The sequence below is a fragment of the Lewinella sp. genome (genome assembly GCF_050633125.1).
GTDB lineage: Bacteria > Bacteroidota > Bacteroidia > Chitinophagales > Saprospiraceae > Lewinella.
Map to the genome: position 1 here is coordinate 40,173 of NZ_JBOEFX010000073.1, position 13,019 is coordinate 53,191.

Consider the following 13,019-nt stretch of genomic DNA (forward strand, 5'->3'; position numbering starts at 1 on the left):
ACAAAAACTGGGGAAATCGTTTTCGTTGATGCAAATATAAGGGCTTATCTAGATATTACATTAGTGCAAAAGGGTTTAAATCACTATTTTTGCAAAAAATTGCACTTTTTTTCCCTTATTTCAACAAACAAGAGGAAATATCGCAACAATGGCAATAGCTATTGCCTTAATAAGCTACATGGAATATCAAATTATCGAGGAAGGAAGGTTCCGCTATCTGGAAACTAATGGAGGAGACGAAACCATTATGTTATTGCACGGGTTATTCGGTGCCCTAAGTAATTTTTCGGGCATACTTGACCATTTCGGAAAGAAGTACAATGTCGTCGTACCAATGCTCCCTATCTTTGAACTACCTCTACGTAAGGTTTCATTGGCAGGGTTAGTAGATCATGTCGCTGATTTTGTAGAAATGAAAGGCTTTGACCAGGTTCATCTCCTTGGCAATTCGCTGGGGGGGCACGTATCTTTGTTATACACCCTGGCTCACCCTGAAAAGGTTCGAACAGTTAGCCTGACAGGTAGCTCTGGCCTTTTTGAAAACTCAATGGGTAATTCTTTTCCGCGTCGAGGTGACTACGAATTCATCCGAGTAAGGACAGAAGGAACGTTTTATGACCCTAAAGTAGCGACTAAGGAATTAGTAGATGAGGTCTTTGATACGGTCAATGACCGGAACAAAGCCATCAGGGTTATCGCAACAGCTAAATCGGCCGTACGCCACAACTTGAGTGATAAGCTTGCCCAGATAACAGCCCCTACACTTTTGATATGGGGAAAAGAAGACAGTATTACACCTCCTTTTGTGGGCGAAAAGTTCCACGAACTCATTCCGAACTCAACGCTTCACTTTGTTGACAAATGCGGGCACGCTCCAATGATGGAACATCCTGTAATTTTCAACGATCTTCTGGAGGAATTTTTAGTACAACATTAAGTAGGATATCTACACTAGTCTGCAACGAACGCTACTTTCAATTCTGATTAACTCCCTAATTTTACCAACATGAAATTTCAAATTCTCGGTATTAGCTTACTGAGCTTGTTGATAGCAGCCTGTGGTACGCCCAAAGTGGTGACTATGGAAGAACCTATCTTTGAAGAGCGCCAACTCGACACCTTATACGTTACCGCACCACCAATAACAGAGGACGAAAAAGATTACGAGTTACCTGTTTACAATCCAAGCCATTCCAGAACGATTGATCTTCTCCACACAAAATTGGATCTTTCTTTTGATTGGGAAAAAGAAGAAGTTGTAGGAAAAGCAGATTTAACGCTCACTCCTTATTTCTACCCTACGAGTATCGTAGAGCTCGATGCCAAAGGCTTTACCTTTAATAGTATACAACTTGCTGACGGTACCACTCTTCGTTATGAATATGATGGTCGTAAAGTTGTTATTCAATTACCTGGCACTTACACCAAGAAAGACACTATCCGGTTAGCTATTGACTATATAGCGCAACCACGTCCAGATGGTGGTAGTGATGCGATAACATCTGACAAAGGACTGTTCTTTATTAATCCAAGAGGAGAAGAAGGCGACAAGCCTCAACAAATTTGGACCCAAGGTGAAACGGAAAACAATTCCCGCTGGTTTCCGACAGTAGATAAACCCAACGAGCGTTGTACGCAGGAGATGTACCTAACGGTAGAAGATCGCTTTCTGACGTTATCAAATGGCCTTCTCTTTTCTTCTACAAAGAATGATAATGGCACGCGTACTGATTACTGGAAAATGGATCAACCACACGCACCTTATCTCTTTATGATAGCGATCGGTGAATTTGCTAAAGTTGAAGACACCCCTTACAATGGAAAGCCTGTCAATTACTACGTGGAACCAGAATTTGAAGCGCACGCAAAAGCTATCTATCCACATACACCAGAGATGCTCGGTTTTTTCTCTGAAGTAACAGGTACCGAATACCCCTGGTCAAAATACTCTCAGGTGATTGTGCGTGATTTTGTATCAGGTGCTATGGAAAATACCACTGGTGTTATCTTTGGCGACTTCATACAACATACTGAACGTGAACTCATTGATGAGTTAATTAATGAAAAAATTGTTGCCCACGAAATGTTTCACCATTGGTTTGGTGATTTTGTCACCTGCGAAAGCTGGGCCAATCTGACATTGAATGAAGGGTTCGCCAATTACAGTGAATACCTTTGGCTTGAGCACAAATACGGCCGTGATGAAGCAGACCAGCACTTGTTGGAAGAATGGGAAGGCTACCTGTCGTCTGCTCGCGAGGGTATCCACCCTTTGATTCATTATGGTTATGCGGATAAAGAGAACATGTTTGACGCCCACAGCTATAATAAAGGTGGTGCGGTTTTGCACATGTTGCGCAAGACCATTGGCGACGAAGCTTTCTTTGCGGGCTTACAGCGTTACCTTCAAGACAATGCTTATTCAGCAGTTGAAGTTGATGAGCTCCGTATGGCTTTTGAAGACGTAACTGGTGAAGACCTTCATTGGTTCTTTGATCAATGGTACATGAATGAAGGGCAGCCTACCTTGAACATAGACTACGGTTATGATGTAGATACCAAGGAGGCTGTTGTGACAGTCAAACAAACCCAGGACGGGAGGAAGATGCCTCCTATTTTCCAGCTACTCACTGAGATCGACATATATCTTCCTGGCCAGGATGCCCCTGTTCGCCACAAAATTTTTATTGACCAGCGGCAACAGGAAGTTCGCTTGCCTGCAGCTACTGCTCCTGCCCTTGTTATTTTTGATGCAGAGCGGAGTATTTTAGCAAAATGGGAAGACAATAAAACCCAAGATCAGCTGGCCTACCAATTCCTGAATGCACCACTATTCCTGGACCGTTACCAAGCATTGAATGAACTGGAAGATAATTACCCCGCCTTTGATGCTATTCTCCAAAAGGCACTACAAGATCCTTTTTATGGTATCAGAGCCTTGGCATTAAACCGTTTATCAGAAGAAACTTCTTCTTCCGTATCATTGGAACTGGTAGCTAAACTTGCGGAGGAGGATGACCATTCTGAGGTTCGCTCAACAGCATTAATGGCACTTACAGAAATAGGACATGATCAAGCTTACACGCTTGCTGCAAAAGCAATAGACGCTCGTCCGTACAATGTCGTATCTACCGGATTATCAAGTCTTTACCAGCTTAATCCTCAAGAAGGATTAGCTGCTGCAGATAAAATGAATAACGAAACGAATGCTCAATTAGTAGCTACCGTGGGGGATATTTATGCTGAATCTGGTGATCAAAAATACCTTCCCTATTTCGATAAAAACCTTGGGAATGTAGATGGTTTTGGTGCTTTAAACTTCTTTGAAAGTTATGGAAATTTGCTCCTTGCTGATGACTCAGGGGCCAATATTGAGAAAGCCGTTAAACGCTTGAAGGCTATAGGTACCAATATGGGCCAATCTCCTTGGGCACGGATTGCTTCGATCAAAACGTTGAGTGAACTGAAAGGTGGCCTTGCTGAAAATGCCTTAGCTACAGAGTGGCTTAGTGCTATAGACCAAGCAATTGAAGCTATCAAAGCTGCGGAGACGAATCCACAGTTAAAAGGGATTTATCAGCAATTTTAATGTTCCCTTTATTTGTGAATAGTTAGAGAAAATCAAAGGGGACTACAAAACCTCTTTAACTACAAAAAATCCCGAGTGCGATCGTGCTCGGGATTTTTTTATCTACTTCTTTGCCAAAACCAATGGCTTACCTTTCGGAATTAGGGCGCATATTTCTCATGGCCAAGCACTGACAGAATTGTATATTTTAAATACATTTATTCTTCCAAATATTAACCGTCATTACTGCTTGCCTTAACCTCACAGTGACGGTACATTTATTCTAAATTCATTTTACTATGAAGGTCCTGAAATTCGGTGGCTCTTCCGTATCCAAGCCGGAAAGAATTCGTAACATCGTTGATATATTAAAATCATATTACGCTGAAGGAGAACACTTTACTGTTGTTTTTTCTGCTTTCGGCGGGGTCACAGATATGCTCATCAAAATGAGTGAACTAGCTGCTAAGGGCAACGAAAGTTATCAAGATCTTTTTGATAAATTTAGCGATCGCCATACCAAAGCAGTAGAGGAGCTACTCAGTGACGAATATAAAAAGGAAGTACTCCCCCAACTTGATCGTAATCACGAAGTTCTGAGAAATCTGCTGCACGGTATTTTTCTAGTGAGAGAAGCTTCGCCTCGTACGATGGATTATGTTCTTAGTTTTGGAGAGCGTAATTCTTCTTTTATCATTTCTTTTGTTTTGCGTCAAGCGGGTATCAAGAGCGCCTACCTTGATGCACGGAAAATTATCAAAACGGACAAGAAGTTTAATTCTGCAAAAGTAGATTTTGAACTGACTTATCAAAAAATTCGCGAGTACTACGCCGAGCACCCTGAGGTACAAATCGTAACTGGTTTTATCGCTTCCGCAAAAGGTGGCCTAACGACAACATTGGGCCGTGGGGGATCAGATTATACGGCATCATTAATTGCCGCTGGGCTCAACGCAAAAGTTATTGAAATCTGGACCGATGTCGATGGTGTCCTCACTGCTGATCCTAGAAAAGTAAAAAAGGCTTTCACTATTAAGAACATGACCTACGCCGAGGCGATGGAGATGTCTCATTTTGGTGCCAAGGTGATTTACCCGCCTACACTACAGCCTGCTTTACGAAAGCAGATTCCTCTTTTTATAAAAAACACGTTTAACCCTTCTTTTCGGGGCACCTATATTTCCAATCAGTCTGATCCAGAAGGGGCTCCTGTAAAAGGGATTTCTTCTGTAAGCCAAGTAGCATTACTGACACTTGCTGGCAGTGGTCTTTTTGGCGTCCCTGGCATCGCTGCTCGTCTTTTTGGTGCTTTGGCCCAAGCCGGTATCAATGTTATTCTCATTACACAGGGCTCTAGTGAACATGCTATTAGCTTTGCAGTACAGCCACAAGTTGCCCGCAAAGCTAAGCGCCAGGTAGAAGAAGCATTTCAATACGAACTAGACAGAAATATTGTTGACCCTGTAAAAGTAGAAGAAGACTTATCCGTTGTTGCTATTATTGGTGAGAACATGCGATACCGCACGGGGATATCAGGGAGATTATTCCAAGCCCTAGGCAAGAATGGTATCAATATTATTGCCATTGCTCAGGGGTCGAGTGAATTAAATATTTCTGTTGTCATTCCGCAGAGTGATGAAACCAAAGCCCTCAATGCACTGCATGAGGCTTTCTTCCTTAGTGGTACTCAAGAGTTGCACCTATTTATGGTGGGTGTTGGATTAATAGGCAGCACCTTACTCAAGCAACTCAAGGCACAAACCGAATTCTTGAAAGAGAAACGTTCTCTAGAGATAAAGGTAATTGGGTTAGCCAATTCCAAAAAAATGATTTTTGATAAAGAAGGTATTGATTTAGAAAATTGGCAAACGACTCTTACCGAAGGAGAGGCTATTTCCGACTTACCTATTTTCGTCGCGCGGATGAAAGAGATGAATCTCACTAACAGTATCTTCATCGATAATACCGCGAATGAGAAAGTCGCGAGTTATTATGAATCCATACTGGAGCATAGTATTTCTATCTCAACACCGAACAAGATCGCTACTTCATCCTCTTACCTCCAATACCAACGATTAAAGACGATTGCCAACAAGCGAGATGTAGCTTTCCGGTATGAAACCAATGTTGGTGCTGGGCTTCCCGTTATTTCAACGCTTAACGACCTCATCGGAAGTGGTGACGAAATTCTACAAATCCAGGGCGTCTTATCAGGATCGCTTTCCTATATCTTTAACCATTTTACAGGAGATCGTTCTTTCAGCGAAATCGTAGCAGAAGCAAAACAGCTTGGTTATACAGAGCCTGACCCGAGAATAGACCTAAGCGGAATGGATGTACGACGTAAGATCCTCATCTTAGCTAGAGAGGCTGATTGGATGCTAGAAAAGGAAGATGTGACCGTCACCTCCATTTTACCCAAGGCTGTGGAAGAAGCCGAAAGTATAGATGAATTTTTCCTTCAGCTTGAAGCTCATAATGATCATTTCGAGCAACTACGAGCTAACGCCGAAGCGGACAATAAAGTACTAAGAATGATCGCTAGCCTCGACGAAACAGGAAAGGCTCAAATCGCATTGAAAGCCGTAGCTACTGACAGCCCTTTTTATTTCTTGAGCGGCAGTGACAACATGATTGTCTTTGTAACTGCTCGTTATAAAGATCGCCCCTTAGTTGTGCGCGGGCCTGGTGCAGGAGCAGAGGTTACAGCAGCAGGTGTTTTTGCAGAAATAATTTCTATTGGAAAATTTCTTTTTTAAAAGTAAAGCTTTAATAAAAAGAAGTAAAACTTTAAAATGATACTTAATTCTGAAATTCGCGTTTTTGCTCCAGCAACCGTAGCGAATGTAGCTGTAGGCTTTGATATTCTTGGTTTTGCCATTTATGGTCCTGGTGATGAAGTAGTCGTAAAAAAACGAGAACAACCAGGCTTAGTGATTTCAAAAATTACCGGAACCGGCGAAAAGGTATTACCTCTTGATCCGGTAAAGAACACAGCGGGATTTGGTGCACTTCAACTCCTTCGCCACTTAGACATGGAGGACGCTGGCATCGAAATGGAAATCCACAAAAAAATGCCTTTTGGAAGTGGGCTAGGCTCTAGTGCAGCTAGTGCAGCTGCAGGTGTTTTCGCCGTAAACGAATTGCTTGGTCAGCCATTAAGCAAAGCAGAACTCCTTCCTTTTGCCGTTGCAGGTGAACAGATTGCTGATGGCGCCTACCATGCTGATAATGTTGGACCATCCCTATTAGGGGGAATTCTTTTTATTCGTGACAATCAAAGCCTGGATGTCCATCAACTCCCTGTTCCTGAAGATTTGTATGCAGCTGTGGTCTATCCTTATGTTGAAATATTAACAAAGGATGCTCGTGAAGTACTAAGCGACCAGCTCGGTCTGCCTCAACATATCGAACAGAACGGAAACCTAGGAGGACTCATCACCGGTCTATATGAACAAGACTACGCTTTGATTGGCCGATCACTACATGATGTTATTATTGAGCCGCAGCGAGCACAATTGATTCCGGCTTTTGCTGATGTCAAACAAGCTGCATTAGACAACGGTGCACTCGGTGCAAGTATTTCGGGTGCTGGCCCTAGCATGTTTGCCCTATGCCGAGGTAAAGCGAATGCCCAAACCATAGCCAAAGCAATGCAGCGTACATTTGAAAACCACGGCATTAAAGCAAATGCCTACCCCTCTCCTATCAATAAGGAAGGAGCTATTCGTATTTAGTATTCTAAAAAAGATTCCATGCAACTATACAGTACCAAAAACCGAGACATCCAAGTCGATTTAAAGCAAGCAGTTTTCCAAGGGCTTCCAGAAGACAATGGATTATTCATGCCCAATGACATTCCTCGACTACCCCAGGACATACTTGACAACCTCTCTCAACTTAGTTTTTCAGAGATTGGTTTTCACATATCGAAGACCCTTTTTCAAGGAGCAATCCCTGACCAGGATTTACAAGGGATCATCGACAAGGCCATTAACTTCCCTGCGCCTGTTGTTCAGCTAGATGATCAGAAGTATATTTTAGAGCTATTTCATGGTCCATCCCTAGCTTTCAAAGATTTTGGCGCGCGCTTCATGGCCCAGCTCATGAGTTATTTCAACCGTAAAGAAGACCAAGAGCTTACTATTTTAGTTGCCACATCCGGCGACACGGGCGGAGCAGTAGCTGCTGGTTTTTACAAAACGCCGGGCATTCGGGTCGTTATCCTCTACCCTAGCGGAAAAGTAAGTGCTCTACAAGAAAAACAACTTACTACATTAGGCCACAATATCACAGCCTTAGAAGTAGATGGCACTTTTGATGATTGCCAGGCTTTGGTTAAACATGCTTTCCTTGACCAAGAGTTACGACGTAAAATCAGAATCAGTTCAGCTAACTCCATAAACATTTCCAGGCTAGTACCTCAATCTTTTTATTACTTCGAAGCGTATAAACAAATCCAACACACAACAGAGGACATCGTTTTCTGTATTCCTTCTGGAAATTTCGGCAACCTTACTGCCGGGTTATTAGCCTATAAAATGGGGCTTCCTGTTCACCAATTCATTGCTGCAACCAATAAAAATGACGTTGTCCCCTCCTATTTACAGAACGGAGATTACCAACCACGTCCGTCTGTTCGCACACTATCAAATGCAATGGACGTAGGCAATCCTAGTAATTTTGCAAGAATGGTTGACATTTTCTCCGCAGCAAAAGGCAAGGGAATCCCTTCTGACCAAGGTATATGGAAAGGCATGAATAAGCTAATTTCTGGCTTCTCCTTCAACGACCAAGAAACAGAACAGGCTGTCAAATATATCTTTGACACCTATAACTACCTCATCGACCCGCATGGTGCTGTAGGTTATTTAGCACTTGATGCCTACCAAAAAAAGCACCCAAATACCAAGGGTGTCATTCTAGAAACTGCCCATCCAGCAAAATTCAAAGAAGACATGGACCGAGTAATAGGGAAAGAAATCCCTGTTCCCGAAAGACTACTAGCTCTTAGCGGCCGTGTAAAAGAAGCTATATCTATGTCCATCGACTACACTAATTTTAAAACATGGCTACTTGACAACCTGTAAGACCAAGTCTCTATTTGCCAAAAGCCTTACTTGAACTATCCCAAGTAAGGCTTTTTTAATGTTCCACGTGGAACATTACCGAAGAAAACCCCGTCGATCTTCAAACTAAACCTCCTGGAATTCACTTCTATTTGAGCACATTTGATAGCAATGTTCCACGTGGAACACCGCTGTAAACTACTTAGTCTTTACCTTTATGCACGCATAAAAAACGCTATAATGAAAGCAAAACTTCTACTTATTCTATTCACGGTATGTCTTTTCGGGCATGAGATTAGCGCTCAAGACAAGCGCTACAACCAGAGTAAATTCAAACAACTATACCAAGAACTTGCTACTCCCAATGTTTACAGAACTGCATCTGGAGCACCAGGACACAAGTACTGGCAACAGCAAGCGGACTATGTAATGAACATCCGCTTAGAAGATGAAACTCAAAGAGTATATGGTGACGAAACAATCACTTACACCAACAACTCGCCTGATGCCCTTTCCTACCTGTGGATTCAGCTAGATCAGAATATGCGCGCCAAAGATTCAGATACTTATAAAGCACGCACCTCTAACATTGATGATCGCATGAGTCTAAGAGGACTCAATAGCCTCGAACCCACCTTTGACGGTGGCTTCAAACTAGAATATGTTCGTGACGGAAACAATAAAAATCTTGACTACACTATTGTAAAAACAATGATGCGTGTAGACCTAGCCACCCCTTTGGCACCAGGGGCAAAGGCTACACTGAAGATAAAGTGGTGGTACAACATCAACAATAGAATGACAATGGGTGGTCGCTCGGGTTATGAATACTTCGAAGAAGACGAAAACTACCTTTATACCATTGCTCAATTCTTCCCTCGCATGGCCGTATATAGCGACAACGAAGGATGGCAAAACAAGCAATTTTTAGGTGGCGGAGAATTTACACTCCCGTTTGGCAATTATGATGTAAAGATCACTGTACCTTCTGACCATAAAGTTGCAGCTACCGGAGTACTCCAAAATGCAAAAGATGTACTGACTAAAGCGGAGCAAGATCGTTTTGCTCAAGCAAAAAAAGAAAGAGAAACACCTGTCATTATTGTAACTGAAGAGGAAGCTATTGAGAACGAAAAAGAGAAAGCAACCACATCTAGCACTTGGCACTTTAAAGCAGAGAATGTACGTGACTTTGCATTTGCTTCTTCCAGAAAATTCATCTGGGATGCTATGGGTGTAGATCAAGAAGATGGCTCAGTAGTAATGGCCATGTCCATGTACCCAAAAGAAGGGAATCCGTTATGGGAACACTACTCAACCAAGGTCGTTGCTCATACTCTAAAATGGTACAGCCATTATACTTTTGCCTACCCCTACCCTGTTGCTTGGTCGATCCACGCAGCAAGTATTGGTATGGAGTACCCTATGATCTGCTTCAACTTTGGTCGGCCTGAGAAAGATGGTACCTATTCTGAAAGAACCAAGTATGGCATGATTGGCGTGATCATTCACGAAGTAGGCCACAATTACTTCCCAATGATCGTCAACTCAGATGAAAGACAATGGACCTGGATGGATGAAGGATTAAATTCTTTCTTGCAATACCTAACAGAACAGCAATGGGAAAGAGATTACCCGAGTCGCCGTGGACCAGCCAAAAACATCGTTTCTTACATGGCTGGTGATAAGGAAGGTATTTCTCCGATCATGACCAATTCAGAATCTATTTTACAGTTTGGCAATAATGCCTACGGTAAGCCCGCAACTGCACTAAACATTTTAAGAGAAACAGTTATGGGCCGTGAGCTCTTCGACTACTCCTTCAAAGAGTATGCTCGGCGTTGGCAATTCAAGCATCCTTCGCCGGATGACTTTTTCCGGACGATGGAGGATGCCTCAGCAGTAGATCTTGATTGGTTTTGGCGTGGGTGGTTCTTTACCACCGACAATGTAGATATCGCACTTACCGATGTAAAGTGGTATCAGATCAATACGCAAAACCCAGATGTAGAAAACGCGTTAGCCAAACAGCAACAAGAAGAAGCCCCCCGTCGTATTGGTAGCATCCGCAACGAAAAGGAAATTGCTAAGACACAAGATGAGATTGATCCTACCCTACGCGACTTTTACACTGAATACGATCCACTGGCTGTAAGTATACTCGACAAAGAGGATTATGAAAAATTGCGCTCCTCACTTTCTGACGAAGAAAGAGCAGTACTGGAGGATGACCGTAATTATTACGAAATGACCTTCAAAAATGAAGGTGGTCTAATCATGCCCATTATTATCCAACTACAATTTGCGGATGGTAGTAACGAAGATCACTATATCCCTGCGGAGATATGGAGACGAAACAACGACCAGGTAACTAAAGTATTAGTTACAGATAAAAAAGTAAGTTCAATTGTTATCGACCCCTACCTCGAAACAGCGGACACCGATCGGACGAACAACTACTTCCCTCCTCGTCAAGAGATGAATCGCTTTGAGTTGTACCGAAGAAGCAACCGTGGCAGCCGAGAAAATCCGATGCAGCGAGATCAGCGAGCAAAGGCAGCAGAAGGCTCTAACTAAAATATTGATTCAAGCCCCCCATGTATCGCCCTACGACTTGTCATCGTGGGGCGATCCTTTTTTTAGGAAATTCCTGCGAGTACGATAAGCCTGCAAATACCCTCTTTGTGTAGATGCATCCAAAAAAGATTGTGCTACCAATTTCTCGACTTGCTCTTGCCGTTGAACAAATGACTGCAATAATTTCTCTATCCTCTTGGGGCGCATTTCCCAACGATTACCAAGTTCCAGAAAATCATCATAACCAGCGTGCCCTTGCTTCTTCCAGGTCTCCGACTTAAATTCATCTTCAAATAGGCCTCTACTCAAAGCAAAGTCAGAATCGTCTACATGAATACGAGTATTGAGCAAGTCGTAAGCCGGACTCATCAAATAATCTCCCTGAGAAGTTTCCAAGACAGAGAAGTTTTTCAAATGAGCATCTCCATTCGAAAAAAGATAATTGAAGACAAGCAACTGAAATAGCTTCTCAATCTCTACCCGCCAGGCAGGCAGGAACTGCGGCAGTAATTTCCCTAATGCCTCGTAACTATAATCGTACTTAAAATTGGCACCACCATTTTCACTCGTTCTTCCAGCCAGGGAAGCAAAATCTTCACTCCCCCATTTATGACCACCTTCACCTAAGTCAAACCGGCGAGTGAGATAAGCTGGTGTTCCGTCGGCAAAAAACACCAAACCATTAGCTGCTGTATTTATACCATACACTTGCTCCGCCAGCTGCATTGTGAGGTGTTCATTCATCGGAGCTTGCCCAACTTTTTTCAGATCCCGTGGAACAGGTTTCAGTATATACGCACCTTGCTCTTCTTCCTTGGCCAGGCGTAATTCTTTACCTTCCAGCACCATGCTCAATTTTTCCTGAACGCCGGAAACAGATAAATGTTTTCTGTTTTGGACAAAAGCGGCAGCAGTCTCTTCGCTCAACTGGGGAGGAGAAAAAGGTAAAACAGGATTTACTTTTTTACCATCAAAAAGCTTTCGTAGAGCTGACGGACTATATCCCTGGTATCCCTCCGCTAAAGTGCCTGGGCAATTTTTCAATGCTTCCATATTACTCCTTTTCTGCTTCTCGAACTGTTACAGCACCTATTGTATCATAAGCAGCTGTAGCCAATAACAATCCGAAATGGTCACCTTCATCAATTTTCAATTGCCGGCTTTGCAGTTTGCGGTTTACTCCTTCGCTGAGCATATTAAAAAAAAATGGAAAAAGCACTTCACTTTCGTAAGCCTCTTCTCGTTTGGGTAATCGCAAACTAACTGCGGGTTTAGTAGGATCACTTACCCAAGCTTGAGTATAAATAAAATGATAGCGACTACCTGTTTTTTCTGTAAGTGTACCCAAGTGTTCTCCGTTTCGGTAAACCTCTCCCTTTCTCATTTTACTTTAATTGCCTTAGTATTGCGCAGAAAATAAACTGCGATTCGCTTTTTACTTTCGTGCTGTTCTTATTTGTAAATGTATTTCCAGACCTAGTACTTTTAGAATACGATCCAGAATATCAAGTGTAGGATTGTTCTGCCCTCGCTCTAATTTATAAAGCGTATTCACGCTCACATCAGCTAACTCTGCCAAGTCGGGCTGCGTAAGCCCAAGAAGTTTTCTTCTTTCTTTGATTTGCCCACCTATATCTTTAACTAACACTATACTGTGATTTTTAATTAATTTAAGCAAACTCAGCGAGCAATGCAAGCAAAAATCACTCTATCATGTGATTTAAGACAAAAAACATACTGTTTCTCAATAGTATTTTGAAAAATCACACTAAGTTGTGATATACAGCTTCACAAAGAACAATTCG

Annotated in this window: 9 protein-coding genes; 6 read left to right on the plus strand and 3 right to left on the minus strand. The window is 42.5% G+C overall.

What is annotated here, in order from left to right:
* Nucleotides 1-148 precede the first annotated feature (148 nt).
* The 6 genes from ACRBG0_RS15825 to ACRBG0_RS15850 all read left to right on the plus strand — a co-directional run bounded on the left by ACRBG0_RS15825 (nucleotide 149) and on the right by ACRBG0_RS15850 (nucleotide 11,214).
* Nucleotides 149-937: an alpha/beta fold hydrolase gene (locus ACRBG0_RS15825; protein ID WP_431487838.1), complete on the plus strand. Its 789-nt coding sequence runs from the start codon at nucleotides 149-151 to the stop codon at nucleotides 935-937.
* Nucleotides 938-1,006: 69 nt separating this feature from the next.
* A complete protein-coding gene (locus ACRBG0_RS15830) occupies nucleotides 1,007-3,589 on the plus strand; it encodes a M1 family aminopeptidase (protein WP_431487839.1) in 2,583 nt (860 codons plus the stop codon).
* Nucleotides 3,590-3,867: 278 nt separating this feature from the next.
* Nucleotides 3,868-6,327, plus strand: coding sequence for a bifunctional aspartate kinase/homoserine dehydrogenase I (thrA, locus tag ACRBG0_RS15835; protein WP_431487840.1), 2,460 nt, complete (start codon nucleotides 3,868-3,870; stop codon nucleotides 6,325-6,327).
* Between the two features lie 36 nt (nucleotides 6,328-6,363).
* Nucleotides 6,364-7,305 carry a homoserine kinase gene (locus ACRBG0_RS15840; protein WP_431487841.1) on the plus strand — a complete coding sequence of 314 codons (942 nt, stop codon included), beginning with the start codon at nucleotides 6,364-6,366 and terminating at the stop codon, nucleotides 7,303-7,305.
* 18 nt (nucleotides 7,306-7,323) lie between these two features.
* Nucleotides 7,324-8,658: a threonine synthase gene (gene thrC, locus ACRBG0_RS15845; RefSeq protein ID WP_431487842.1), complete on the plus strand. Its 1,335-nt coding sequence runs from the start codon at nucleotides 7,324-7,326 to the stop codon at nucleotides 8,656-8,658.
* Between the two features lie 219 nt (nucleotides 8,659-8,877).
* Nucleotides 8,878-11,214, plus strand: coding sequence for a M1 family metallopeptidase (locus ACRBG0_RS15850; RefSeq protein ID WP_431487843.1), 2,337 nt, complete (start codon nucleotides 8,878-8,880; stop codon nucleotides 11,212-11,214).
* Nucleotides 11,215-11,244: 30 nt separating this feature from the next.
* Here ACRBG0_RS15850 and ACRBG0_RS15855 read toward each other — a convergent pair whose 3' ends face one another.
* The 3 genes from ACRBG0_RS15855 to ACRBG0_RS15865 are packed head-to-tail and all read right to left on the minus strand — an operon-like array spanning nucleotide 11,245 to nucleotide 12,862.
* The gene (locus ACRBG0_RS15855) at nucleotides 11,245-12,267 is read right to left on the minus strand and encodes a type II toxin-antitoxin system HipA family toxin (RefSeq protein WP_431487844.1); all 1,023 of its coding nucleotides are present in this window, start codon (nucleotides 12,265-12,267) and stop codon (nucleotides 11,245-11,247) included.
* A gap of 1 nt (nucleotide 12,268) precedes the next feature.
* Complete coding sequence (locus tag ACRBG0_RS15860) at nucleotides 12,269-12,598, minus strand: HipA N-terminal domain-containing protein (protein WP_431487845.1); 330 nt, start codon at nucleotides 12,596-12,598, stop codon at nucleotides 12,269-12,271.
* A gap of 51 nt (nucleotides 12,599-12,649) precedes the next feature.
* Entirely contained in the window at nucleotides 12,650-12,862 is a 213-nt protein-coding gene (locus tag ACRBG0_RS15865; RefSeq protein ID WP_431487846.1) for a helix-turn-helix domain-containing protein, read from the minus strand.
* Between the last annotated feature and the right edge of the window lie 157 nt (nucleotides 12,863-13,019).

Bases quoted from the DNA above. Each gene is read 5' to 3' on its own strand.
- ACRBG0_RS15825 (WP_431487838.1), top strand. From the start codon at position 149: ATGGCAATAGCTATTGCCTTAATAAGCTACATGGAATATCAAATTATC.
- ACRBG0_RS15860 (WP_431487845.1), bottom strand. From the start codon at position 12,598: ATGAGAAAGGGAGAGGTTTACCGAAACGGAGAACACTTGGGTACACTT.
- ACRBG0_RS15840 (WP_431487841.1), top strand. From the start codon at position 6,364: ATGATACTTAATTCTGAAATTCGCGTTTTTGCTCCAGCAACCGTAGCG.
- ACRBG0_RS15850 (WP_431487843.1), top strand. From the start codon at position 8,878: ATGAAAGCAAAACTTCTACTTATTCTATTCACGGTATGTCTTTTCGGG.
- ACRBG0_RS15855 (WP_431487844.1), bottom strand. From the start codon at position 12,267: ATGGAAGCATTGAAAAATTGCCCAGGCACTTTAGCGGAGGGATACCAG.
- thrA (WP_431487840.1), top strand. From the start codon at position 3,868: ATGAAGGTCCTGAAATTCGGTGGCTCTTCCGTATCCAAGCCGGAAAGA.
- ACRBG0_RS15830 (WP_431487839.1), top strand. From the start codon at position 1,007: ATGAAATTTCAAATTCTCGGTATTAGCTTACTGAGCTTGTTGATAGCA.
- thrC (WP_431487842.1), top strand. From the start codon at position 7,324: ATGCAACTATACAGTACCAAAAACCGAGACATCCAAGTCGATTTAAAG.